Origin of the sequence: Pseudomonas sp. IT-P100, assembly GCF_949767185.1 — a bacterium.
GTDB lineage: Bacteria > Pseudomonadota > Gammaproteobacteria > Pseudomonadales > Pseudomonadaceae > Aquipseudomonas > Aquipseudomonas fluorescens_B.
The window spans coordinates 113443-138198 of sequence record NZ_CATKQK010000008.1 but is presented as its reverse complement, the minus strand read 5'-3'; the positions used below and the strand labels follow the sequence as shown (position 1 = coordinate 138198).

The following is a 24756-nucleotide window of genomic DNA, read 5'->3' as shown; positions in this document are numbered from 1 at the left end:
TACTCAGTAACGGTCGGAATCTTGCGCGGCGCCATGAAGTACATCCAGATCAGCGCGATGAAGTACATCGCCGGAATCATGGTGAACAGCACGGTGTAGTTGTTGTTGGTGATGGTCAGGATGTGGCCGACCAATTGGGTCATGAACATCCCGCCGATGGCGGCGCACATGCCGCCGAAACCGAACACCGTACTCATCATGTGTTTAGGCGTGTAGTCCATCACCAGGCTCCAGATGTTCGCTGTCCAGGCCTGGTGTGCACCGATGGCCAGGGAAATCGCAAACACCGCCACCCACAGGCTGCTCGAACCGGCGGCCATGATCACGCCGACGATGCAGCAGGCGAACAGGAACATGGACATCAGTCGCGCCTTGATCGGATTCATGCCACGGCCGATCAGGAACGAGGACAGGATGCCGCCGCCGACACTGCCGAAGTCGGCCGTGAGGTAGATGATGATCAGCGGGATACCCATCTGGGTCACGTTGATGCCCAGGTTGTATTGCTGATTAAGGAAGGGCGGCAGCCAGTACAGGTAGAACCAGAACACCGGTGCCGTTATCGAGTAGGCGAGGGCGAAGGCCCAGGTGCCACGCATGCGCAGGATTCTCGAGAACGGTACGCGGGCCTGTTCCGGTTCGACTTCCTTCTGGATGTAGTCCAGCTCCGACTGTTTGACGCTCGGGTGATCTTCCGGGTTGAAGTACTTCAAGCCCCAGAACAGCAACCAGATCCCGCCCAGTGATGCCATGCACAGGAACGCAGCCTGCCAGCCCCACACATGCAGGATCAGCGGCAGCAACATCGGCGTGAACATCGCACCGACGTTGGTGCCGGCGTTGAAGATGCCGGTGGCCACGGCGCGCTCGCCGGCCGGGAACCACAACCGCGTGGTCTTCACGCAGGCCGGGTAGTTGGCGGCTTCGGTCAGACCGAGGATAAAGCGGCAGACCATGAAGCCGACCGCCGAGGTAGCCAGGCCATGGGCGCCGGTCGCCAGGCTCCAGAGCAGCACCGCGCAGAAGAACACACGCTTCACGCCGACCCGGTCGATCAACCGGCCTTGCAGCACGAAACCGATGGCGTAACCGACCTGGAACCAGAAGTTGATGTTGGCGTAGTCCATCGCCGTCCAGCTCATTTCCTTGGCGAGAATGGGCTGCATGACGCCCAGTGCGGCGCGGTCGATGTAGTTCAGGGTGGTGGCGAAAAACACCAGCGCCAGCATGCCCCAACGGGTTTTGCCGACGGCCATGGCGCCGCGGATTTTATCGCCGATACCGCCGACGGCAGGAGTCGTGGAGGAGCGCTCCACGGGAGAGCTTTGGGAAGGAGTCATGTAGGCCACCGATTATTTTTATGTGGTGTTTTGAGTCTTTGGTCACCGAGACCGCTGGTTGTGACCGGACTCAATGTGTAGTGGATGGTGGGCAGTGGACGAAAAATCGTCAATTCGCCAAAGGCCATTGTGTTCGATAATCGCACGCAAAACTAACTGGGTAGTACACTTTGAATTGCTCATTGTATGGGACCGCTCAATAATTCACTCACTCTTTTAAAAGCGGCGCAAATTCCCTGTAGCCGAAGCCTCCACCGGGAGTCGAAACATGCAGCGTTCCATTGCCACCGTGTCCTTGAGCGGTACCCTGCCGGAAAAACTCGAAGCCATTGCCGCCGCCGGTTTCGACGGGGTGGAAATTTTCGAGAACGACCTGCTCTATTACGACGGTAGTCCTCGGGAAATTAAACAGATGTGCGCCGATCTCGGGATCGCCATCACGCTGTTTCAACCCTTCCGCGATTTCGAAGGCTGCCGCCGCGACCGCTTGCCACGCAACCTAGAACGGGCCGAGCGCAAATTCGACCTGATGCAGGAATTGGGCACCGACCTGGTGCTGGTCTGCAGCAACGCCTCGGCCGACGCCATCGGGGATGAACAGATCCTCGTCGACGACTTGCGCCTGCTGGCCGAACACGCCGGTGCGCGCGGCCTGCGCATCGGCTACGAAGCGTTGGCCTGGGGGCGCCACGTCAATACTTGGCAGCAGGTGTGGAACATCGTTCGCCAGGCGGATCACCCAAGCCTCGGTGTGTTGCTGGACAGTTTCCACACGCTGTCGCTCAAGGGCGATCCAACGGCCATTGCTGAGATCCCTGGCGACAAAATCTTCTTCGTGCAAATGGCCGACGCGCCGATCCTGGCCATGGACGTGCTGGAATGGAGCCGGCATTTCCGCTGCTTCCCGGGCCAGGGCGAATTCGATTTGCCGGGGTTCCTCGCGCCGATCATCAAGAGTGGCTACACCGGGCCGTTGTCGCTGGAAATATTCAACGACGGCTTCCGCGCCGCGCCGCCGCGAGCCAACGCCGCCGACGGTTTGCGTTCGTTGTTGTACCTGGAAGAGAAAACCCGCGAACGACTGGCGCAGGAAGCCAAGCCAGCGGCCAATCCGGAGATTCTGTTCGAGACGCCTAAAGCCAGCGAATACAACGGCATCGAGTTTCTCGAATTCGCCGTGGACGAAAGCCTTGGCGCCAAGCTTTCTCATTGGCTGGAGCGACTGGGCTTCGTCAAGGCCGGTCAGCACCGCTCCAAAAGCGTGAGCCTGCTGCGTCAGGGCGACATCAACCTGATTCTCAATTCCGAGCCTTACTCATTTGCCCACAGCTTTTTCGAAGCGCATGGCCCGTCGCTGTGCGCCACTGCGGTGCGGGTCAAGGACAGCGCCAGCGCGCTGGCCCGGGCGGTGGCTTACAAAGGTCAACCTTATCGCGGACTGGTCGGCCCCAATGAGCTGGAGCTGGCGGCGGTACGTGCGCCGGATGGCAGCCTGATTTATCTGGTGGACCAGGACGCCGACGTCTATGGCACCGACTTCAATCTGCAACCGGCCGCCATGGCCAGTGGAGGCCTCAAGCGCATCGACCACATGGCCATGGCGTTGCCGGCCGACAGCCTCGACAGTTGGGTGCTGTTCTACAAGAGCCTGCTGGATTTCGAAGCCGACGACGAAGTGGTGTTGCCGGACCCTTATGGTCTGGTGAAGAGCCGGGCGCTGCGCAGTCGCGACAGTTCGATCCGCTTGCCGCTGAACATTTCCGAGAACCGCAACACCGCGATCTCACACGCACTGTCGAGTTATCGCGGCTCTGGCGTGCATCACATTGCGTTTGATTGCGACGATATCTTTGCCGAAGTCAGCCGCGCCAAGGAGGCGGGGGTTCCGCTGCTGGATATCCCGCTTAATTATTACGACGACCTGGCTGCGCGGTTCGATTTCGATGATGAGTTCCTCAGCGAGCTCGCCTATTACAACGTGCTTTACGACCGTGATGCCCAGGGTGGCGAGCTGTTTCACGTTTATACGGAGCCGTTCGAAGGGCGGTTTTTCTTTGAAATCATCCAGCGCAAGAATGGTTACGCCGGTTACGGCGCGGCCAACGTGGCGGTGCGACTGGCAGCCATGGCCAAATCCCGCAGCGGCGCCATTCGTCAGGCCAAGTTGTAGGAATTTGGTAAACGCGAGGTTAAACCGCTGCCGCGCGGCTTCCTTCACTGTGCAGCGCGGCTCATAATTGCCAGCCTGTGCAGTGATGGCCGTGAGCCCACAATGACAATAATTTCAGAACTCTCCGTAGCGCCCGACGAGCCCCTGGTCGAGCCGCGCAAGAGTCGCAAGAACAACCCGGAAAAGACCCGCGAGAACATTCTGCAAGAAGCTATTGTCGAGTTCGTCCAGCAGGGGCTTTCCGGTGCTCGCGTCGATGCGATCGCCGAGCGCATTCACACCTCCAAACGCATGATCTATTACTACTTCGGCAGTAAGGAACAGCTCTACATCGAGGTGCTTGAGAAACTCTACGGCGATATTCGCAGCACCGAAAACCGCCTGCACCTGGCCGAACTGGCGCCGGTGGAAGCGATTCGGCGGTTGGTGGAGTTCACTTTCGATCACCATGATCGCAATGTCGATTTCGTGCGCATCGTCAGTATCGAGAACATCCACAACGCGGAATTCGTGAAGCGTTCCGATGCGATCAAGGCGATGAACAACACCATTCTTGATTCACTGGGTGTGATTTTGCGTCGCGGGGCTGAAGACGGTGTGTTCCGGGCGGGGCTTGATCCGTTGGATGTGCATTTGCTGATCAGTTCGTTCTGCTTCTATCGCGTGTCGAATCGCAATACGTTCGGGGAGATTTTTCAGATCGAGCTGGCGGACGAAAGTATCAAGCAGCGTCATCGGGAGATGATTTGCGATTCGGTGTTGCGATACCTTCAGGCTTGATTTGTGATGAGTTTCAGGGGGCTTTTGTGGCGAGGGCGCTTGCTCCCGCTTGAGTGCGTAGCACTCACAAAATAGCCAGTATGTTGGGGCGGCATTGCCGCCCGGCGGGAAAAAGCGCCCTCGTCACAGAATACGCTTCAGCCTGAAACTTCAACCATTCATGCTTTGAAAATGCGCCAGCATCCGCTGCGCATCCGGCACCATGCCGCTGAACAATTCAAACGCCTTCACCGCCTGAAACACCGCCATGTTGCCGCCATCCAGCGTCCGGCAACCCAGGGCGCGGGCGTTGCGCAGCAGTTCGGTTTCCAGCGGAAAATAAACGATCTCCGCCACCCACAACTGTTTGCGAAGCAACGCCGCCGGCACCGGCATGCCCGGCAGTTTTTTCATGCCCATGGGCGTGGTGTTGACCAATCCGTCGGCCTGCGCCAGCGTGCTTGGCAGATCATGACCCGCCACCGCGCGGCCCGCGCCGAAATGCTGATTAAGGTTGTTCGCCAGCGCCTGAGCGCGACTGTTGTCCACATCGAAAATGCTCAGCAGTTGTACGCCTTCGCTCAATAACGCGTGGGCCACCGCTGCACCGGCCCCTCCGGCGCCCATCTGGACGACACGGTCAACGGCTACGCCCTGCAGGCCACGCCGAAAGCCTTCGGCAAAGCCCAGGCAGTCGGTGTTGTGGCCGATGCGTTTACCATCCTTCAACACCACCGTGTTCACCGCACCGATGCCGCGCGCTTCCGGCGACAATTCGTCGAGCAAAGGGATGATCGCCTGCTTGCACGGAAAGGTAATGTTCAGACCGGTGAAATTCATCCGCTCGGCCGCCATCAGCAAGTCGGGCAGGGCACTGCTGTCGAGTTTGAGCTGGTCGAGGTCGATCAGGCGGTAGAGATAACGCAAACCCTGGGCGTCGCCTTCATGCTCATGCAGCGCGGGAGTACGGGACGCCTGAATGCCGGCGCCGATCAGCCCGGCCAGTACAGCGTTGTTCTGAGTCACGACGTTCACCCCTTCAAGCTCAGGCTGAAATGTTCAAGCGCCAGGCGATAGCCGTGGCTGCCGAAACCGGCCATCACTGCGGTGGCAATGGCCGACACGAAGGAGTGGTGGCGAAAAGGTTCGCGGGCGTGGACGTTCGACAGGTGGACTTCGATCACCGGCAGTTCGCAGGCGACCAGGGCATCGCGAAGGGCAACCGAGGTGTGGGTCCAGGCGGCCGGGTTGATGACAATCCCGGCGCAACGGCCGCGGGCGGCGTGAATCCAGTCGAGCAATTCGCCTTCATGGTTGGTCTGGCGAAACTCGACTGCCAGGCCGAATTCTTCGGCGGCACGGCCGCACAACGCTGAGATGTCCGCCAGGGTTTCGTGACCGTAAGTCGCCGGTTCACGGGTGCCCAGCAGGTTGAGGTTCGGGCCGTTGAGCACCAGAACGATAGGGTTCATCGGGGTCTCTCCACTTATTATTGTTGGCATGGACTGATGCTCCAGCCTGTGGAGATAAATTGTACTAAATGGTTAATTTGGTCAATTGAAGGGGTGGCGAACCGGGCTTTTGTGTGCGGTGATCGGACAATTGCAAAGATTGCAGCCTGGGCAGCTCCTACAGGAAAACGCATTCCACTGTCGGCGCTGCCGAAGGCTGCGATCTTTTAGCGCGGCATATGCTCAACCAGAAAATCGATAAACGCCCGCAGCCGAAGTGGCACATGACGGCTTTGTGGATAGAGCAGGGTGAACGGCCGCGAGCGTCCGCCATAAGGCTTGAGGAGTTCCACCAGCGACCCCTCGGCCAGTTCGTGTTCGACGATGAAACGATAGGTCTGGAAAAGCCCCGCACCGTGTTTGGCAAGCGTCACGCCGCCTAATACATCGTCGGAACAGCTGAAGTTGCCCTCGGCCTGAATCTCGCGTTGCTCGCCATGGTCGTTGAACAACCAGGCAATCCGCCGACCGCTGCTGGGCAAGTCGTACTGGATGCATTCGTGCTGTTTGAGGTCGTCCAGGGTTTGCGGAGTGCCCGCGCGCTTCAGGTAATCAGGACTGGCAATCATCACCAGTTCCGCGTCCTCAAGCTGCCGGGCGATCAGCCCGGAATCCGGAATCGCCCGTACGCGGATGGCCAGGTCATAGCCTTCGCCGACGAAATCGATGTTGCGGTTGCTGATGTGCGATTCGACTTTGACCTGCGGAAAGCGCTCCCGAAACGCCGGCAGCAACGGCAGGATCCGGTGGTGGGCATACGTTGTGGGAATGCTGATGCGCAAGGTGCCGGAAGGCTCCTGCTGCTGGCCCATCACTTCGCGTTGGGCCTCGACCAATTGCGCCAGCGCCTGACGACATTCTTCGTAATACCGGCGCCCGCTATCAGTCAGTTTGACGCTGCGAGTGGTGCGCGCGAACAAACGAACGCCCAGCCGCTCCTCCATGCGCGACACCGAACGGCTTACTGCTGCGGGCGTTACGCCAGCCACCAGGGCCGCGGCGGTAAAGCTGCCTGCTTCGGCGGCGAGGCAAAACAGCTCAATGCTACCGAGCTGAAGATCGTCGAATGTTCGCTGCATGATTGATTACACCGGGGATCAAATGAAGGGCCGTAAACAGTGTTTATCAAATTGGTGAAAGGATTGCTTACCATTTTTGCCCCTGATTACCGCTCCCGTGGCGACGTCAAGCGCTAGCCTGAAGTGCGGGGACTGAATGAAGGTCAGCACCGGTTATCGGATTGATCAAGGAATGGTGAGTCATGAGGCTCAATAACCTAACGGATGGGTTAGTATGAAATTGTTCAGCTACAAAGGGCTTTCAATGGTGATCATGTTGCGCGATGAGCACTGTCCGCCGCACGCGCATGTGGACGCCGGAGCCTGGAGCGCACGCTACAAATTCAGCTTTTGGCACAACAGTGTCGAGCTGTGGGATGTGGTGCCTCATTCCAACCGGCCACCCATCGCCGTGCTGGAAGGCCTGCGTCAAGCACTCAGACAACCTGCCCACTTGCGTCGCGCTCGCACGATCTGGTGGGAAAAGCTGCGCACGGTGTGCCTCGATCATCAGATATGGGACTGGCGGACCAGCGAAGTCCTGGTGGTGAAAAGGATTGCGAGTACGACTGACATGATTTGCTCGGCTAGCTATGAGCCCGAGACGAACAGGACCTTGCTGGCGCTGTTTGGCGCTTCGGAGGGCGTGGAGATAGAACTATGAAAACGATAGAGGCAGGAATACTGGCCGATCGGCCCGTCAGTGAGGCCGTGTTGGATGAAGCCGTCCGGCGAGGGCAAGTGCGCCACAAAAGCGGTTTGCAGGCGACTGCCGTGACCTTTCTGGAACCGTGTCTGGCCGTCAGTTTCATTGATGGCAGTGGCGTGCTGCTGCCCGTCGAGCACTATCCGGAATTCGACAGTTTCGAGGTCGAGGATTTCGCAGACCTGAAAGTCGGCTTTTCCGGCACCGCCCTATGCCATGAGGGCAAGGATCTGCATGTGTCCATCGCCGGGATGATCTCCGCGAGCAAGCCATTGATGGACATGGCCGCCTCGGTCATCGCGTCGCGCAATGGTCGCCAAAGCAGCGCCGCCAAGGCTGAGGCTGCGCGGGCTAATGGTCGCAAGGGCGGGCGTCCGCGCAAACCGGATGTCCCCGTTTGAGCACGCACAAAAAAGCCGTCGTACTGACGGCTGTTTTGTATCGGACGAATGCAATCAACGCCGGGTCAACAACACCCCGGATTCCATGTGGTGAGTCCACGGGAACTGGTCGAACATCGCGCATTGAGTAATGCGGTGGGTGTCGTGCAGTTGGGCGATGTTGGCCGCCAGGGTTTCCGGGTTGCAGGAAATGTACAGGATATTGTCGAAGCGCCGGGTCAGCTCGCAGGTGTCCGGGTCCATGCCGGCGCGAGGCGGGTCGACGAAGACGCTGCCGAATTCATAGCTCTTGAGGTCGATACCCTGCAGGCGCCGGAACGGGCGGACCTCGTTCAGGGCTTCGGTCAGCTCTTCGGCGGACAGGCGCACCAGCGTGACGTTTTCCACGGCGTTTTCGCTGAGGTTGCTCAACGCCGCGTTGACCGACGTCTTGCTGATTTCGGTGGCCAGCACTTTACGCACGCGGGTCGCGAGCGGCAGGGTGAAGTTGCCGTTGCCGCAATACAGTTCCAGCAAATCGTCCGGACGATCACCGAGGGCGTCGTAAGCCCAGTTGAGCATTTTCTGGTTCACGGTGCCGTTGGGCTGAGTGAACGCACCTTCCGGCTGACGGTAGCTGAAGGTGCGGCCGCCGACTTCCAGTTTCTCGACCACGTAATCATGGCCGATCACTTCGCGTTTGCCTTTCGAGCGGCCGATCACGCTGACGTTCAGGTCTGCCGCCAGTTTCGTGGCCGCCGCGTGCCAGTGTTCATCCAGCGGGCGGTGATAGCACAGGGTAATCATCGCATCGCCGGCCAGCGTGGTCAGGAATTCCACCTGAAACAGCTTGTGGCTCAGGGCGGCACTGGCTTTCCACGCGGCCTTGAGCTGCGGCATCAGCTCATTGATGCGCAGGCTGGCAATGGGGAACTCTTCGATCAGGATCGGCGTGCGTTTGTCTTCCTGGGAAAACATCGCGTAGTGACGCTCGCCGCCTTCACGCCACAGGCGGAATTCGGCACGCAGGCGGAAGTTTTTCAGCGGCGAATCGAACACGGCCGGTTCAGGTGCATCGAACGGGGCCAGCAGGTCGCGCAGGCGCGAGACCTTTTCTTCGAGCTGAACGGTGTAAGCCTGGGAATCAAAAGTCATGCGTTGAACCAACCCAACTTGATCACGAACAGAATCGACAGAATCACCAGCGCCGGGTTCAGCTCACGGCCGCGACCGGACAGCAGCTTGATCGCGGTCCAGGAAATGAAACCGAAGGCGATGCCGTTGGCGATGGAGTAAGTGAACGGCATGGCCAGCGCAGTGACCACGACCGGTGCGGCAACGGTGATGTCGTCCCAGTCTATTTCGGCTAGGCCGGAAGTCATCAGTACCGCGACGAACAGCAGTGCCGGTGCGGTGGCAAACGCCGGAACGCTGGCGGCCAGCGGCGAGAAGAACAGCGCCAACAGGAACAGAATCGCCACCACAACGGCCGTCAGACCGGTGCGGCCACCGGCACTCACGCCGGCAGCGGATTCGATGTAGCTGGTGGTCGTCGACGTACCCAGCAACGAACCGGCCATGGCCGCGGTGCTGTCGGCGATCAGGGCGCGGCCCATTTTCGGCATGTGGCCGTCCTTGCCCATCAGGCCGGCGCGTTTGGCAACGCCAATCAGGGTGCCGGAGTTGTCAAACAGGTCGACGAACAGGAAGGCGAAGATCACGCTGACCAGGCCGATGTCCAGTGCACCCTTGATGTCCAGTTGCAGGAAAGTCGGCGCCAGCGAAGGCGGCATCGACACCACGCCGCCAAACGGCGTGAAGCCCAGGGCAATCGAGGCGATGGTCACGACCAGAATCCCGATCAGCACCGCACCGCGTACGGCCAGTGCTTCGAGGGCAACGATCAGGGCGAAGCCAAGCGTTGCGAGGATGGGCGCCGGTTGTTTCAGGTCACCAAGGCCGACCATGGTTGCCGGATTGCTGACAACGATGCCGGCGTTGTGCAAGGCAATCAGCGCCAGGAACAGGCCGATACCGGCGGCGATCGCCGACCGCAGCGGCAGCGGAATGCTGTTGATGATCCACTCACGGATGCGGAAGATCGACAGCAGGAAGAAGCACACGGCCGAGATGAACACCGCCCCCAGCGCCACTTGCCAGGTATGGCCCATGTGGAGGACCACGGTGTAGGTAAAGAAGGCGTTCAGGCCCATACCCGGTGCGAGGGCGATCGGGTAGTTGGCGATCAGGCCCATCGTCGTGGAGCCGATGGCGGCGGCCAGGCAGGTCGCGACAAACACCGCGCCCTTGTCCATGCCGGTCTCGCCGAGGATGCTCGGGTTGACGAACAGAATGTAGGCCATGGCCAGGAAAGTCGTGACGCCCGCTAGAATCTCGGTCCGCACGTTGGTGTTGTGTGCCTTGAGTTGAAACAGCCTTTCCAGCATGTCTGCTCCCCGTGGCGCGCCCGGCGCCGTGAATGTATCGACCTCAACAGCAAAGCACAGACCGCTGCAGGCGCCTGGTAATTTTCTGTCGGTCGGAAAAAGCCGCGCATCATACCAGCAGCGTGGGGCTGTGGCTGCTTATGGCTGTGATCGTCGTCGATGTTTTGCGTTAAAGCCAAGTGCGCCATACTGCGCGCTGGATTTTGGGGGACATGGGGATTGCATGAAAAAGCGTCTGGTTGCCGTATTTGGAGCATTGATTGCCTTGTTGCTGGGGGCGCAAAGCGCTTGGGCTGCTTCGGCGGCACCGTTGAGCCAGGTCCAGGTGCTCAAGGTCGAATCGCCGGCGTGCGGTTTTGAGAGCATTTCGCCGGGGCAAGTGAAAACGGGCTGCGATCACACTGGACCTAACATCAAGGTTTACGTGCTCGAAGTCGGCTACGGTCGTCGCGCGCAAGTCGGGCTGGACGGTTTTGAAGTGAACGGCACCCGGACCCCGGTGTGTGCGTTTGATAACGGCAACCTGACCGAGTGCACCGTCGGCAGAAAAACTGTCGGCTACCTGTATGTCTTCGATCTGGCCGGCAAACAGGAAGGCACCTTCACCTTCAGCAACACGTCCATCAACGCGCCGGGCAACACGATGTCGACGCAGCTTTACATCAAGTAACGGCCCGCTCGAACAAGGGTCAGGAAAGCTGACTACGCTTTAAAGATCATCCTGTGGACTGCGCCCATGACCTTTAGAGCTCTGATTACCCTCGCCGAGGGCATCGATGACCTGCAAACCGTGACATTGATCGATGTGCTGCGCCGCGCCAAGGTCGAAGTGGTGGTGGCCAGCATCGAGGGGCGCCGCATGCTCACCTGTGCCCGCGGCACCCGAGTGACGGCCGATGCGATGCTGGTGGATTTGCTGGCCCAGCCGTTTGATTTGATCGTACTGCCCGGCGGTGCCGTCGGTGCGCAGCATCTGGCCGCCCATCAACCCTTGCAACAATTGATCAAGGATCAGGCGGCGGCAGGTCGTCTGTTCGCCGCCATCGCCGAATCCCCGGCCGTGGCACTTCAGGCTTTTGGCGTCCTGCGTCAGCGGCGGATGACCTGCCTGCCTTCGGCCAGTCATCAACTGTCTGGCTGCAACTTCGTTGATCAACCGGTGGTAGTCGATGGCAACTGCGTTACCGCCCAAGGTTCAGGGGGCGCTTTGGCGTTCGCCCTGACGCTGGTGGAGCAACTTTGCGGCAAGGCGACTCGGCTGACGGTGGCGGGGGAGTTGGTCGTTTAAACGGTGTCAAACCCTGGCTTCTTCCACCGGCACATGCATGCGATCACGGTTGGCCAGCGTCGGGAACAGCTTGATCCACACTCCCGTCACCACCAGCGTGCCGATGCCACCCATGACCACCGCCGGCACGGTGCCAAACCAGTGGGCGGTGAGGCCGGACTCGAACTCGCCCAACTGATTCGAGGCGCCGATGAACAGGCCGTTGACGGCGCTGACCCGGCCACGCATTTCATCCGGTGTTTCCAGTTGCACAAAGGACGCGCGGATCACCATGCTGATCATGTCTGCCGCGCCCAACACCACCAGCACGGCCAGCGAGAACCAGAACGAGGTCGACAGGCCAAACGCGATGGTCGCGACGCCAAATACACCCACCGCGGTAAACATCACCCGACCGACCTTGCGATCCACCGAGAAGCGCGCCAGCAAAAGCGACATCAGCAACGCACCGACTGCTGGAGCGGAACGCAGCAGGCCCAGCCCCCATGGTCCGGTCAGCAGAATGTCTTTGGCGAACACCGGCAGCAATGCCGTCGCGCCACCCAACAGAACGGCAAACAGATCGAGGGAAATCGCACCGAGAATGTCCGGACGGCTGCGAATGAAACGGATGCCTGCCAACAGCGAATCCAAAGTCGCCTTGCCTTTGTTCAGCGGCGTTTGCCGGGCGGGCAGGTTGAGCATCAACAGGCAGGCGATCACATAAAGGATCACGGTCGGCCCGTAGACCCAGACGCTGCCGAAGGCATACAACAAACCACCCAAGGCCGGGGCGACGATGGTTGCCGATTGTTGCGCCGACTGTGCAGCGGCGACGGCGCGGGGGAACAGCGCAGCGGGAACGATGCTCGGCAATAGCGCCTGGGTGGTCGGCATCTCGAAGGAGCGAGCGGCGCCGAGCAGAAATGCCAGGATGAAGATCATTTCCCGGGTGACGTGGCCGGTAGCGCCGCCAATCGCCAGCGTCAGCGCAATCAATGCCTGCAATGACTGACAGATGGCCGCGACTTTACGGCGGTCATAGCGATCGGCGACATGCCCGGTGTGCAACATGAACAGCACCCGCGGGGCAAATTCCACCAGGCCGACCAAGCCCAGATCCAGCACGTTGCCGGTCAGTTGATACAGGTTCCAGCCGATGGCGACAGTGAGCATCTGAAAGCCGCTGGCGGTAAACACCCGAGCCAGCCAGAACGCGATGAAAGGGCGATGATGACGTAACAGCAAGGGCGCTTGGCTGGGCATCTGAGGCAGGTCTTGAGCGAGGTGAAGGCCGAGATTATCACCAACCTGTAACCAGAAGTTGCAGAGGCGGGAAATTCAGTTAGCTAGACACCGATCCCGAAAGCGCTGATATCCCACCCATGGTGTGCGGATTTTGTGGCGAGGGGATTTATCCCCGTTGGGCTGCGAAGCAGCCCCGGCATTTCAAAGACCCACCGCGTGTAAAGGGTTGACGACTGCTTCGCAGGCCAACGGGGATAAATCGCCTCACCGCAGATTCCCACAGGAAATGTGCTGCGACTGACTGCGTGGGCTATGAGGCAACCTGTCACGCGGCAAAAGACCACACCGTCCATCGTCAAAAACCGGACTACTCTTTCAGCGATGCTTGATCCAGATCAAAACCTTTCTGGAATTGATCCGGCGGCCAGATGGCCAGATTCCCTGCGTGTGATGTTGCTAAAAGAAGAACGAATTCAAATTCGCCACACTCCATATCCGTGGGGGCAGTGGGTGCAGGCCGCAAGCCTTCAGCCGGTATTACCTGACAGAGGAAGACTTATGTTCGGTTTGGAGGCGCTTGATCTCGCCCGAATTCAGTTCGCGTTCACCATCTCGTTCCACATCCTGTTCCCGGCCATCACCATTGGCCTGGCGAGTTACCTGGCGGTGCTCGAAGGCCTGTGGCTGAAAACCCATAACGACACCTACCGCGACCTGTACCACTTCTGGTCGAAGATTTTTGCCGTCAACTTCGGCATGGGGGTGGTCTCCGGGCTGGTCATGGCCTATCAGTTCGGCACCAACTGGAGCCGATTCTCGGACTTCGCCGGTTCCGTGACCGGGCCGTTGCTGACGTACGAAGTACTGACGGCCTTCTTCCTCGAGGCTGGATTCCTTGGGGTGATGCTGTTCGGCTGGAACAAGGTCGGGCGCAACCTGCACTTTTTCGCCACGGTCATGGTCGCCATCGGCACGCTGATCTCGACCTTCTGGATTCTCGCTTCCAACAGTTGGATGCAGACCCCGCAGGGCTACGAAATCATCAACGGCCAGGTCATTCCAACCGACTGGCTGGCGGTGATCTTCAATCCGTCGTTCCCGTACCGCCTGATGCACATGGCCACGGCCGCATTCGTGGCGACGGCGTTCTTCGTCGGTTCATCGGCGGCCTGGCATTTACTGCGCGGCAAGGACAACCCGGCGATCCGCACCATGCTCTCGATGGCCATGTGGATGGCTCTGATCGTGGCACCGATTCAAGCGGTCATCGGTGACTTCCACGGCCTCAACACGTTGGAGCACCAGCCGGCGAAAATCGCGGCGATCGAAGGCCACTGGGAAAACCACGGCGATGAACCGACTCCGCTGATCCTGTTCGGCTGGCCGGACATGAAAGCCGAGAAGACCAGATTTGCCGTTGAAATCCCGTACCTGGGCAGCCTGATCCTCACCCACTCGCTGGACAAGCAGGTGCCGGCGCTCAAGGAGTTCCCGCCTGAAGACCGGCCGAATTCGACCATCGTGTTCTGGTCGTTCCGGATCATGGTCGGCCTGGGCATGTTGATGATCTTCACCGGTTTGTGGAGCCTGTGGCTGCGCAAGCGCGACAGGTTGTACACCTCGCGACCGTTCCTGTACCTGGCGTTGTGGATGGGGCCATCCGGCCTGATCGCGATACTCGCCGGCTGGTTTACCACTGAAATCGGCCGCCAGCCGTGGGTCGTCTACGGTTTGATGCGCACGGCAGACGCGTCGTCCAATCACAGCTTCCTGCAGATGAGCATCACGCTGATCCTGTTCGTCGTAGTCTATTTCGCGCTGTTCGGCGCAGGTTTGGGCTACATGATGCGTCTGGTGCGCAAAGGTCCGAAGATCGGCGAAGGCGCGGAAACGCCCGAGGGCGGTCCAGGCAAGAAACGTACGCCGGCCCGTCCGCTGTCCGCTGCCGACGATTCCGTCGATGCCGACCACGACCCCAGCCTGCAAAAGGAGATTTGAGTCATGGGTATTGATCTTCCGCTGATCTGGGCCGTGATCATCATCTTCGGCATCATGATGTACGTGGTCATGGACGGTTTCGACCTGGGGATCGGGATTCTCTTTCCGTTCATCCCGGGCAAGACCGACCGTGACGTGATGATGAACACCGTCGCACCGGTGTGGGACGGCAATGAAACCTGGCTGGTTCTGGGGGGGGCAGCGTTGTTCGGCGCCTTTCCACTGGCGTATTCAGTGGTGCTCTCGGCGCTGTACCTGCCGCTGATTTTCATGTTGATCGGGCTGATCTTCCGCGGCGTGGCGTTCGAGTTCCGCTTCAAGGCCAAGGACGACAAGCGTCACCTTTGGGATAAAGCGTTCATCGGTGGTTCGATCGCCGCGACGTTCTTCCAGGGCGTGGCTCTGGGGGCGTTCATTGATGGATTGCCGGTGGTCAACCGTCAGTTCGCCGGCGGTTCACTGGACTGGTTGACGCCCTTTACGATGTTCTGCGGCGTCGCACTGGTGGTGGCTTATGCGCTGCTCGGTTGCACCTGGCTGATCATGAAAACCGAAGGCAAGTTGCAGGAACAGATGCATGACCTGGCGCGGCCACTGGCCTTTGTGGTGTTGGCTGTGATCGGCATCGTCAGCATCTGGACGCCGCTGGCTCACCCCGAGATCTCCGCGCGCTGGTTCACGTTGCCGAATCTGTTCTGGTTCCTGCCGGTGCCGATTCTGGTGCTGGTGACCATGTACGGCCTTATTCGCGCCGTGGCCCGCAATGCGAACTACACGCCGTTCCTGCTGACACTGGTGCTGATCTTCCTCGGCTACAGCGGTCTGGGTATCAGCCTGTGGCCGAACATCGTGCCACCGTCGATCTCGATCTGGGACGCCGCCGCACCGCCGCAGAGTCAGGGTTTCATGCTGGTGGGAACGTTGTTCATCATCCCGTTTATCCTGGGTTACACCTTCTGGAGCTACTACGTGTTCCGCGGCAAGGTCACCCACGAAGACGGCTACCACTAGCGCACACCGCAATGGCGCAGGGTTGAAACCCGCGCCATTTCAGAGGAGATCACGATGATGGCTGGCAAACATTCCTTGCAGGAAATCGAAGCAGCGGAGAAAAAACCGCTGTGGCAGCGTCTCGGCTGGCTGGTGATGATCTGGACCGGCAGCGTAGTGGCGCTCTTCATCGTCGCGAGCCTGATGCGCATGTTCATGAATGCCGCAGGCCTGTCGACGCACTGATTCGCAAGATCCCATCCCGATGCCTTGCGGCACGGATTTACAACCCTCCTGCGCTGGAGGGTTTTTTTTTGCCCGGAATTACTTTCGGGCTTTAAGAATCACGAATTTCGGCGTGGCTGCCACTTGTTCAACACCACGGAACAACCGCGCCAGCTTGCTGTGATAACCCAGATGACGATTGCCGACGATATACAGTGCACCGCCCACCACCAGCGCTTCCCGGGCTTGCTGGAACATCCGCCAGGCCAGAAAGTCACCCACCACTTGCTGCTGATGAAACGGCGGGTTGCATAGCACCACGTCCAGCGATTGTGGTTCCTGCCCGGCCAAACCATCTCCGGGACGCACGATCACGTCCCGATCACCCAGCGCTGCGCGCCAGTTTTCGGCAGCCGATTGCACAGCCATGAAGGACTCGTCCACCAGCGTGAAGTGCGCTTCGGGATTTTGCAGGGCACTGGCGATGGCCAGTACACCGTTGCCGCAACCGAGGTCGGCGACCCGCGCCGCGCCAAGGTTCGTCGGCAAGTGCGGGAGAAACGCCCGCGTGCCGATGTCCAGGCCCTCGCGGCAAAATACGTTGGCGTGGTTGAGCAGCTCGATGGACGGCGTGTCGAGACGATAGCGGGTCGGGTAGGGGGATGTCGCGGGCGCTTTGGCTTCAGCCGTAGCGATCAACAGTCGAGCCTTTTTCACCGCCAATGATGCTTGCACCGGACCAATGTAGCGCTCCAGTAAATCCCCGGCGGCCCGCGGCAGATGCTTGATCATGGCACCGGCAATCACTTGGGCGCCGGGTGCCAGCTGGTTTTGCAGGCGGATCAGTTGCTCCTCCAGCAGAGCCAGGGTTTTCGGTACCCGGATCAGCACCCGGTCAAACGGGCCGGTGACTGCTTCGCTGGCAGGTACACTCGGCACGGCATCAAATGCCTGGCCGTTGCGGATCAGATTCTTTTCCAGCCCCTGGAAGGCCAGGAACGAATCGCCGCTGGTGGTTACCTGAACCTTGCCTGCCAGGCTGGCGGCCAATGCGCCGAAGCTGTCATTGAGCACCAGCACGCGAGTGTTCGCGGTCGGTTGCTGTTCGGCCAGATGATTGAGCAGGTATTCGTCGGCGGCATCAAACGCTTGCAGCGGTTCGTTCTGCTGTTCGGGCTGGCGGATAAGGTCGAGGCGGGCGAAGGGTGTTTCGAGCAAAGGCATGGGGCGGGGCTCTGGGTAATCAACGGGTTTCCCGCGGCCCAGGGGCGTTGTAGCGGGCGAGGCTCCGAGCGTACTGCGTCGTGAAGGTTCACACGTCAACACTCTGGAGGCGTCGCAGATGGTACGTTTTTTTCTATTGGATTACTCGCAGGTTTTGATCCTCAACGGATCGAAGTGCTGTCCAGGTAACCGGCCTTGATGGCGGCAATGATTGCCGAAATCTTGTTGCAGACCCCGAGTTTCTCGATGCAGCTTTGCGTGTGGAAATGGACGGTACGGGCACTGAGGTTAAGAATCCTGGCGCTTTGCTCTGCTGTCTTGCCCGTTGCTGCCAGTTCCAATACGGCGATTTCGCGTGGTGAGAGATGCGGGGTTGCCGGTTTTGCCGTTTTTTGGGGTAACGATCGTGCGATCAACTCATGGAGATGACTGGACATGAGCATTGAGAAGCCAAAATTTTCATACACCTCCAATGCGGTGATTGGAGAGTGGCTCCTGGCCAGGCTCAGAATGCTGCACAAACCACTCTTTTCGTCGTGAAACGATTGTGACCAGCCATGCTCCAAACCTTGCGCTACAAGGGCCTCCCACAGTGAAGGAACGTTGGAGAAAAGGTTTTCGCTCCACAGAATGGGCAGCATGGAGTGATTGCAATGGGCTACTACCGGATCGATTGATCTCAGATTCTTTCGTTCATATTCCTGATTCCAGTCGGCCGGATAGTTGTTGTGTCGTACGGTATTGAACTGGTTGTTATTCGTTTGATAAGTAGTTGAAAAGGCAAAAAATTTAAACCCGATGTTTTTCGCAAATCCAAGGGCGATCCGATAGGCGTTTTCTATATCCGTCGTTTTCGACAGTTGATTGAGTTGTGATTCCTTCCATCGCTCCATCTTGTATCTCCATTATCCAATATTCTCTGGGGTGCAAATTGGATCCGAGATCCAGCACGCAACGAGTGTAGGATGATTCCTACATGCATGGTGAGATTTTTTGGCTTTGTAAACAAGTTAAAAACTAAATATCTGGTTCTAATAAATGTCGATTTACATAGGATGTAATATTGAATGACAGCCTTAATTTGAATCGTCCGAATTAACCGAATAGTCCGTAAAATTAATGTTTCCGGTGATAGGGGGTTTTGATAATGCGCATTAAAGTCACCACAAATCGTCCGTGTTTAATTCGCATGTTTTGCGGGACACTGGAGCCACCTGTTCAATGGAGCGCCCCATGACCGCCAGCGCAGAAAAATTCACACGCCAGACCCTGCTCGACGTCCAGCCGTTGACCCCGAACCTGTTCACTCTACGCACGACTCGGGATCCAGGCTTTCGCTTTCGTGCCGGACAGTTCGCCCGGCTAGGGGTCACCAAGGCCGATGGCAGCACCGTATGGCGTGCTTATTCCATGGTCTCTTCACCCTATGACGAATTCCTCGAGTTCTTTTCCATTGTGGTGCCGGGCGGCGAATTCACCAGTGAGCTGAGTCGGTTGGGCGAGGGCGATACCCTGCTGGTTGACCGTCAGGCCTTTGGTTACCTGACGCTTGACCGTTTTGCTGACGGACGTGATCTCTGGTTGCTATCCACAGGCACCGGCGTGGCGCCGTTTTTGTCAATCCTGCAGGACTTCGAAGTCTGGGAGAAATTCGAAAGAATCATCCTGGTCTACAGCGTGCGTGAAGCCAGGGAGCTGGCTTATCAGGAGCTGATCTCGGGGTTGGCGCAACGTGACTATCTGGCCGAGTACGCACACAAGCTGCAATTTATCGCCACTGTCACGCGCGAGGAGCATCCGGGTGCCTTGAATGGCAGGATCACAACGCTGATCGACAATGGCGAACTTGAACGGGTAGCGGGTGTGGCGCTGACGGCCGAGCATTCGCGGGTCATGCTTTGTGGTAACCCACAGATGATCGATGAAACGCGAAAACTGCTGAAACAGCGCGACATGCACTTGAGCCTCAGCCGACGCCCCGGGCAGGTGGCAGTGGAAAACTACTGGTAAAAAAACGGCGCCACGAAGGCGCCGTTTTTGCGTGCATCAGATCATTCAGGCCGATTGTTCTGGGCCTTCAGCAGATCGCGGATCTCACCCAGCAGCTCTTCTTCCTTGGTCGGAACAGGCGGCAGGGTGGGCGCAACGGCCTCTTCGCGCTTCAAGCGGTTGATGGCTTTGACGCCCATGAAGATCGCGAACGCGACGATGATGAAGTCGATCATGCTCTGAATGAATTTACCGTACGCCAGCACCACCGCGGGAATGTCCCCGTTGGCAGCCTTGAGCGTAATGGCCAGGTCACTGAAGTCCACCCCACCGATCAGCAGGCCGATTGGCGGCATGACCACATCGCCGACAAAAGACGAAACGATCTTGCCGAAAGCGGCGCCTATGATGATCCCGACGGCCATGTCGACCACGTTGCCTTTGACCGCGAAGGCCTTGAACTCACTTATCACGCCCATAGGTTATTTCCTTGTTACAGATGAGGTTGGTAATGCAGTGTAAATCAGCCAAAGGCTTCTCGCCCGAAACAACTGCTTACAGAGCTTGCCTGCTATCGACCGGGTCGTCGAAAAAAAGTTTACAAAATGCCATCATCCTTGCGATCTGTCCGTGGTGACCGTTTCATTGCGGGGACGTGCTTTATCGGTGTCAGCCTGTTCGGCCTGCTAATAGTCGGATCGTTTCAAAGTTTGAAAGGGAAGCGGTTGAATGGATGTCGACTTGTTGTATTGAGTAATAGGAGCCCTGAAGTTTTACATTGTTAGTTGGAGTGTATAAGCCGTCGGTTCAGGGCAAGTTGTACATGCTGTTAAATTGCCAGTAAGTTGGTGTGTCTTGCCAAGACAATAATATTGAAGAATATGTTGTACGTTTTCCAAGCGAGATTTAAATGGTTTGTACAGCTTTTCAATGTTGTTGAAAGGGCCGTCCGGATTTTAATGGGAGTGTCGATACGCAAAGTTGTACAGATTTGTGTGCCGTCACTCGACAGTCCCGGCAATCGTAAAAGTTTCGGCCCAAGTTTCATTGGGCAACTGCCTCGCGCCGAATCAGTCCAGCTGAGCTATCATCGCGTTTTTTGCCGGGAGTTCAGATGGCCAAGGCCAAACGCATGTACGGCTGCACCGAGTGCGGCTCAACCTTCCCCAAGTGGGCCGGCCAGTGCGGCGAGTGCGGGGCCTGGAACACCTTGACCGAAACCATGGTCGAGAGCGGCGGGGCTGCGGCCCCCAGCGGTCGCACCGGCTGGACCGGCCAACAGGCGCAGATCAAGACCCTGGCCGAAGTCAGCGTCGAGGAAATACCGCGCTTTTCCACCGCGTCCAGTGAACTGGACCGGGTCTTGGGTGGCGGTCTGGTGGACGGTTCGGTGGTGCTGATCGGCGGTGACCCCGGCATCGGCAAATCAACCATTCTTTTGCAAACCTTGTGCAACCTCGCCAAAAGCATGCCGGCGCTGTATGTCACCGGCGAAGAGTCCCAGCAACAGGTGGCCATGCGCGCCCGGCGTCTTGGATTGCCGCAGGATCAACTGCGCGTCATGACCGAAACCTGCATCGAAACCATCATCGCCACTGCCCGGGTCGAAAAGCCCAAGGTCATGGTGATCGACTCGATTCAGACGATCTTCACCGAGCAACTGCAATCGGCACCGGGCGGCGTGTCCCAGGTTCGGGAGAGCGCGGCATTGCTGGTGCGCTACGCCAAGCAGAGCGGCACGGCGATTTTTCTGGTTGGCCACGTGACGAAAGAAGGTGCGCTGGCCGGTCCGCGCGTGCTGGAGCACATGGTCGATACCGTGCTGTATTTCGAGGGTGAATCCGACGGTCGCTTGCGCTTGTTGCGGGCGGTGAAAAACCGTTTCGGTGCAGTCAACGAACTGGGCGTGTTCGGCATGACCGACAAGGGCTTGAAGGAAGTGTCCAATCCGTCGGCGATTTTTCTGACCCGTGCTCAAGAAGAAGTACCGGGCAGTGTGGTCATGGCGACGTGGGAAGGGACCCGACCGATGCTGGTGGAAGTCCAGGCGCTGGTGGATGACAGCCATTTGGCCAACCCGCGCCGCGTCACGCTGGGACTGGATCAGAACCGGCTGGCGATGTTGCTGGCAGTACTGCACCGTCATGGCGGCATTCCGACCCACGATCAGGACGTGTTCCTCAACGTGGTGGGTGGCGTGAAGGTGTTGGAAACCGCTTCGGACCTGGCGCTGATGGCGGCGGTCATGTCCAGTTTGCGCAACCGGCCACTGCCCCATGATCTGCTGGTGTTCGGTGAAGTCGGTTTGTCTGGCGAAGTGCGCCCGGTGCCCAGCGGTCAGGAGCGTTTGAAGGAAGCCGCCAAGCACGGCTTCAAACGGGCCATTGTGCCCAAGGGCAACGCGCCGAAAGAGGCGCCGCCGGGGTTGCAGATTATTGCCGTGACGCGTCTGGAACAGGCTCTCGACGCATTGTTCGAATAACCTCCATCATTGCAGGAGCCAGCAAGCGGGCTCCTGCAATGGCATGTTCACACCTCTATAAGCGCACCCAATTCCCGCTCCATCGCCTTCTGATCCCCCAGATTGAGTTCGATCAACCGCCGCAGGCACTCGATGGAATCCAGGCTGATGTGTCGGCAGACGAAACCCAGCTGGCCGTGATCGTCGTGAGTTAGCTGCACATCCATCTTGATCTCGACGTCTTTATTCAGATGAATGTCGACGGAAAAAGCCTTTGCCCGATCGCCCAGCCACGGCTCGGGTTTTTCGATCAGCAACCCCTTGAGTGACAGGTCAATCAACTTCACTGGCCAGATGAAGTCCCCTTGGCACAGCTCTGTTCGGGCGTCGAACTCAATACGTTTGAAGCGGCGGCGATCGGCAGGGTGTTCACTCATGGCGCAATCCTCTGAATGTTCGCTGACTATAGACCCGCATTGTCAAAGCCTGCCAGCCCAGAGGGCGTCCAGACCAACGTCGGGGTATGGCCTTTGCCGTCAGCCGAGCTAAACTCGGGGTGGCTGTCTTTCTTGTCCACCCTGGCTGGAATAAAAAAATGAAAAATAATAATAGCCTGCTACGCCACCTACCCTGGCTGCTGCTGGCAATCGTAGGCGCGTGCGCCCTTGGTGTAGTGGCATTGCGTCGCGGCGAGGCAATCAATGCCTTGTGGATTGTGGTCGCTGCCGTGGCCATTTATCTGGTTGCGTACCGTTACTACAGTCTGTTCATCGCTAACAATGTGATGCAACTCGATTCGCGACGGGCCACCCCCGCCGTGCTCAACAACGACGGTCTGGACTACGTACCGACCAACAAACACATCCTCTTCGGTCACCATTTCGCGGCCATCGCTGGGGCGGGGCCGCTGGTCGGTCCGGTATTGGCGGCGCAGATGGGCTACTTGCCCGGCACGCTGTGGCTGATCGCCGGCGTGGTGCTGGCCGGTGCGGTTCAGGACTTCATGGTCCTGTTCATGTCCACTCGCCGCAACGGTCGCTCCCTGGGCGATATGGTCCGTGAGGAAATGGGCCGCATCCCCGGCACCATCGCGCTGTTTGGCTGCTTCCTGATCATGATCATCATCCTCGCGGTGCTGGCGCTGATCGTGGTCAAAGCCCTGGCCGAAAGTCCGTGGGGCATTTTCACGGTGATGGCGACCATCCCGATCGCGATGTTCATGGGCATTTACATGCGCTACATCCGTCCGGGTCGTATCGGTGAAATCTCCGTGGTCGGCGTATTGCTGCTGCTGGGGTCGATCTGGCTGGGCGGGCAGATTGCCGCCGATCCGGTCTGGGCCAAGGCGTTCACCTTCAATGGCGTCCAGATTACGTGGATGCTGGTCGGTTACGGTTTCGTGGCCGCCTCGTTACCGGTCTGGCTGATCCTGGCGCCACGTGACTACCTGTCGACGTTCCTGAAAATCGGCACCATCGTGGCCCTGGCGATCGGCATCCTGATCACCATGCCAGAGCTGAAAATGCCGGCATTGACCCAGTTCGTCGATGGCACTGGTCCGGTGTGGAAGGGCGGTCTGTTCCCGTTCCTGTTCATCACCATCGCCTGTGGCGCGGTCTCGGGTTTCCACGCACTGATCTCGTCCGGCACCACGCCGAAACTGCTGGATAACGAAGTCAACTCCCGTTACATCGGTTACGGCGCCATGCTGATGGAATCCTTCGTCGCCATCATGGCGATGGTCGCCGCGTCGGTGATCGAGCCGGGCGTCTACTTCGCCATGAACAGTCCAGCGGCAGTCGTCGGTGGTGATGTGGTGGCTGTGGCTCAAACCGTCAGCAGTTGGGGTTTTGCAATTACCCCGGAAGCGCTGCAAGCAGTGGCCAAGGACATCGGTGAAACTACCATTCTGGCCCGCGCGGGCGGTGCGCCGACCCTGGCGGTCGGTATCGCGCAGATCCTGCACAGTGTCCTGCCGGGTGAAAACACCATGGCGTTCTGGTACCACTTCGCGATCCTGTTCGAAGCGCTGTTCATCCTGACCGCGGTAGACGCCGGTACCCGTGCCGGACGCTTCATGCTCCAGGACTTGCTTGGCTCCTTCGTACCGGCGCTGAAACGCACCGAATCCTGGGCGGCCAACCTGATCGCCACCGCCGGTTGCGTGGCGATGTGGGGCTGGTTGCTGTACCAGGGCGTGATCGATCCGCTGGGCGGCATCAACACCTTGTGGCCGCTGTTTGGTATATCCAACCAGATGCTGGCCGGTATCGCGCTGATGCTCGGCACCGTCGTGCTGATCAAAATGAAACGTCAACGCTACGTCTGGGTCACCATGCTGCCGGCAGTATGGCTGCTGATCTGCACCACCACGGCCGGCTTCATCAAGCTGTTCGACGCCAACCCGGCGATCGGCTTCCTGTCGCTGGCGAAGAAATACAGCGATGCGCTGGCCAACGGTCAGATCCTCGCCCCGGCCAAGGACATCACTCAGATGCAACACGTGATCTTCAATGCCTACACCAACGCAACGCTGACGGCACTGTTCCTGTTTGTGGTCTTCAGTATCCTGTTCTATGCGCTCAAGGTCGGTATCTCCGCCTGGGGTACCAAGGAGCGTACGGATAAAGAAGCACCGTTCCAGGCGCTGCCTGATGCGTAATCGAGGAATGCACGATGTTCAATGACCTGAGTCGCCTCGGTAAATACCTCGGTCAGGCCGCGCGCCTGATGGTCGGCATGCCCGACTACGACAACTACGTCGAGCACATGCAGACCAAACACCCGGACAAACCGGTGATGAGCTACGAAATGTTCTTCCGGGAACGTCAGGAAGCCCGTTACGGTGGCAAGGGTGGGCCCAAGTGCTGTTGACCCGGTTGCCGGATTAGCAGCAACCCCTGTGGGAGCTAACCTGCCAGCGATGGCGGCTGAACATTCAACATCCTTGTTGATTGACAGTCCGCCATCGCTGGCAGGCAAG

The 24756-nt window shown here is 58.8% G+C and carries 24 protein-coding genes; 13 read left to right on the top strand and 11 right to left on the bottom strand.

What is annotated here, in order from left to right:
* Window positions 1-1256, bottom strand: a 1256-nt coding sequence (locus ACM6IQ_RS06860; protein ID WP_238588327.1) for an MFS transporter, incomplete at its 3' end; no start/stop codon positions are given.
* Between the two features lie 352 nt (window positions 1257-1608).
* On the opposite strand from ACM6IQ_RS06860, the gene quiC reads away from it, so the two are divergent.
* Entirely contained in the window at window positions 1609-3510 is a 1902-nt protein-coding gene (gene quiC / locus ACM6IQ_RS06855) for a 3-dehydroshikimate dehydratase QuiC (RefSeq protein ID WP_414878336.1), read from the top strand.
* Between the two features lie 102 nt (window positions 3511-3612).
* Window positions 3613-4290, top strand: coding sequence for a TetR family transcriptional regulator (locus tag ACM6IQ_RS06850; RefSeq protein ID WP_017340900.1), 678 nt, complete (start codon window positions 3613-3615; stop codon window positions 4288-4290).
* A gap of 150 nt (window positions 4291-4440) precedes the next feature.
* On the opposite strand, the gene ACM6IQ_RS06845 is transcribed toward ACM6IQ_RS06850, so the two are convergent.
* The 3 genes from ACM6IQ_RS06845 to ACM6IQ_RS06835 all read right to left on the bottom strand — a co-directional run bounded on the left by ACM6IQ_RS06845 (window position 4441) and on the right by ACM6IQ_RS06835 (window position 6859).
* Window positions 4441-5295 carry a shikimate dehydrogenase gene (locus ACM6IQ_RS06845; protein ID WP_414878335.1) on the bottom strand — a complete coding sequence of 285 codons (855 nt, stop codon included), beginning with the start codon at window positions 5293-5295 and terminating at the stop codon, window positions 4441-4443.
* Window positions 5296-5300: 5 nt separating this feature from the next.
* Complete coding sequence (gene aroQ / locus ACM6IQ_RS06840; RefSeq protein ID WP_414878334.1) at window positions 5301-5741, bottom strand: type II 3-dehydroquinate dehydratase; 441 nt, start codon at window positions 5739-5741, stop codon at window positions 5301-5303.
* Between the two features lie 206 nt (window positions 5742-5947).
* Window positions 5948-6859 carry a LysR family transcriptional regulator gene (locus ACM6IQ_RS06835; RefSeq protein WP_017340897.1) on the bottom strand — a complete coding sequence of 304 codons (912 nt, stop codon included), beginning with the start codon at window positions 6857-6859 and terminating at the stop codon, window positions 5948-5950.
* 214 nt (window positions 6860-7073) lie between these two features.
* On the opposite strand from ACM6IQ_RS06835, the gene ACM6IQ_RS06830 reads away from it, so the two are divergent.
* Both ACM6IQ_RS06830 and ACM6IQ_RS06825 read left to right on the top strand, forming a co-directional pair.
* Window positions 7074-7502 carry a DUF4160 domain-containing protein gene (locus tag ACM6IQ_RS06830; RefSeq protein WP_414878333.1) on the top strand — a complete coding sequence of 143 codons (429 nt, stop codon included), beginning with the start codon at window positions 7074-7076 and terminating at the stop codon, window positions 7500-7502.
* Window positions 7499-7945, top strand: a complete 447-nt coding sequence (locus ACM6IQ_RS06825) for a DUF2442 domain-containing protein (protein WP_017340895.1) — start codon at window positions 7499-7501, stop codon at window positions 7943-7945. The genes ACM6IQ_RS06830 and ACM6IQ_RS06825 overlap by 4 nt, the downstream gene beginning before the upstream one ends.
* Window positions 7946-7999: 54 nt before the next feature.
* Here ACM6IQ_RS06825 and trmA read toward each other — a convergent pair whose 3' ends face one another.
* On the bottom strand, window positions 8000-9079 hold the full coding sequence (gene trmA / locus ACM6IQ_RS06820) for a tRNA (uridine(54)-C5)-methyltransferase TrmA (RefSeq protein WP_414878332.1): 1080 nt from the start codon (window positions 9077-9079) through the stop codon (window positions 8000-8002).
* The gene (locus ACM6IQ_RS06815; RefSeq protein ID WP_017340893.1) at window positions 9076-10371 is read right to left on the bottom strand and encodes an NCS2 family permease; all 1296 of its coding nucleotides are present in this window, start codon (window positions 10369-10371) and stop codon (window positions 9076-9078) included. The genes trmA and ACM6IQ_RS06815 overlap by 4 nt, the downstream gene beginning before the upstream one ends.
* Before the next feature lie 223 nt (window positions 10372-10594).
* Between ACM6IQ_RS06815 and ACM6IQ_RS06810 the strand changes: the two genes are divergently transcribed.
* Window positions 10595-11041 carry a DUF4879 domain-containing protein gene (locus ACM6IQ_RS06810; protein ID WP_017340892.1) on the top strand — a complete coding sequence of 149 codons (447 nt, stop codon included), beginning with the start codon at window positions 10595-10597 and terminating at the stop codon, window positions 11039-11041.
* Between the two features lie 66 nt (window positions 11042-11107).
* Window positions 11108-11659: a DJ-1 family glyoxalase III gene (locus tag ACM6IQ_RS06805; protein ID WP_017340891.1), complete on the top strand. Its 552-nt coding sequence runs from the start codon at window positions 11108-11110 to the stop codon at window positions 11657-11659.
* Window positions 11660-11665: 6 nt separating this feature from the next.
* On the opposite strand, the gene ACM6IQ_RS06800 is transcribed toward ACM6IQ_RS06805, so the two are convergent.
* Window positions 11666-12904: an MFS transporter gene (locus tag ACM6IQ_RS06800; RefSeq protein ID WP_414878331.1), complete on the bottom strand. Its 1239-nt coding sequence runs from the start codon at window positions 12902-12904 to the stop codon at window positions 11666-11668.
* Between the two features lie 540 nt (window positions 12905-13444).
* Here ACM6IQ_RS06800 and ACM6IQ_RS06795 point away from each other — a divergent pair.
* Genes ACM6IQ_RS06795 through ACM6IQ_RS06785 form a run of 3 tightly spaced genes read left to right on the top strand, consistent with a single transcriptional unit; the run spans window position 13445 to window position 16120 of the window.
* Window positions 13445-14884: a cytochrome ubiquinol oxidase subunit I gene (locus ACM6IQ_RS06795; protein ID WP_017340889.1), complete on the top strand. Its 1440-nt coding sequence runs from the start codon at window positions 13445-13447 to the stop codon at window positions 14882-14884.
* 3 nt (window positions 14885-14887) lie between these two features.
* Window positions 14888-15895, top strand: a complete 1008-nt coding sequence (cydB, locus tag ACM6IQ_RS06790; protein WP_017340888.1) for a cytochrome d ubiquinol oxidase subunit II — start codon at window positions 14888-14890, stop codon at window positions 15893-15895.
* Between the two features lie 57 nt (window positions 15896-15952).
* Window positions 15953-16120 carry a DUF2474 domain-containing protein gene (locus tag ACM6IQ_RS06785; RefSeq protein WP_080995174.1) on the top strand — a complete coding sequence of 56 codons (168 nt, stop codon included), beginning with the start codon at window positions 15953-15955 and terminating at the stop codon, window positions 16118-16120.
* 78 nt (window positions 16121-16198) lie between these two features.
* On the opposite strand, the gene ACM6IQ_RS06780 is transcribed toward ACM6IQ_RS06785, so the two are convergent.
* Both ACM6IQ_RS06780 and ACM6IQ_RS06775 read right to left on the bottom strand, forming a co-directional pair.
* Window positions 16199-17323, bottom strand: coding sequence for a methyltransferase (locus ACM6IQ_RS06780; RefSeq protein ID WP_414878330.1), 1125 nt, complete (start codon window positions 17321-17323; stop codon window positions 16199-16201).
* A 161-nt stretch (window positions 17324-17484) separates the two neighbouring features.
* Window positions 17485-18216: a helix-turn-helix transcriptional regulator gene (locus ACM6IQ_RS06775; protein WP_017340885.1), complete on the bottom strand. Its 732-nt coding sequence runs from the start codon at window positions 18214-18216 to the stop codon at window positions 17485-17487.
* 340 nt (window positions 18217-18556) lie between these two features.
* Between ACM6IQ_RS06775 and ACM6IQ_RS06770 the strand changes: the two genes are divergently transcribed.
* The gene (locus ACM6IQ_RS06770; RefSeq protein WP_017340884.1) at window positions 18557-19333 is read left to right on the top strand and encodes a ferredoxin--NADP reductase; all 777 of its coding nucleotides are present in this window, start codon (window positions 18557-18559) and stop codon (window positions 19331-19333) included.
* A gap of 41 nt (window positions 19334-19374) precedes the next feature.
* Here the strand turns inward: ACM6IQ_RS06770 and mscL are convergent, their stop codons facing one another.
* Window positions 19375-19791, bottom strand: a complete 417-nt coding sequence (gene mscL / locus ACM6IQ_RS06765; RefSeq protein ID WP_017340883.1) for a large-conductance mechanosensitive channel protein MscL — start codon at window positions 19789-19791, stop codon at window positions 19375-19377.
* A gap of 635 nt (window positions 19792-20426) precedes the next feature.
* On the opposite strand from mscL, the gene radA reads away from it, so the two are divergent.
* Entirely contained in the window at window positions 20427-21794 is a 1368-nt protein-coding gene (gene radA / locus ACM6IQ_RS06760) for a DNA repair protein RadA (RefSeq protein WP_008040321.1), read from the top strand.
* 47 nt (window positions 21795-21841) lie between these two features.
* Here radA and ACM6IQ_RS06755 read toward each other — a convergent pair whose 3' ends face one another.
* On the bottom strand, window positions 21842-22210 hold the full coding sequence (locus ACM6IQ_RS06755) for a PilZ domain-containing protein (protein WP_414878329.1): 369 nt from the start codon (window positions 22208-22210) through the stop codon (window positions 21842-21844).
* A gap of 158 nt (window positions 22211-22368) precedes the next feature.
* Between ACM6IQ_RS06755 and ACM6IQ_RS06750 the strand changes: the two genes are divergently transcribed.
* Both ACM6IQ_RS06750 and ACM6IQ_RS06745 read left to right on the top strand, forming a co-directional pair.
* On the top strand, window positions 22369-24435 hold the full coding sequence (locus ACM6IQ_RS06750) for a carbon starvation CstA family protein (RefSeq protein ID WP_414878328.1): 2067 nt from the start codon (window positions 22369-22371) through the stop codon (window positions 24433-24435).
* Window positions 24436-24449: 14 nt separating this feature from the next.
* Window positions 24450-24647 (top strand): YbdD/YjiX family protein, encoded by a 198-nt coding sequence (locus ACM6IQ_RS06745; protein ID WP_007895266.1) that lies wholly within the window; start codon window positions 24450-24452, stop codon window positions 24645-24647.
* The last annotated feature ends 109 nt before the right edge of the window (window positions 24648-24756 follow it).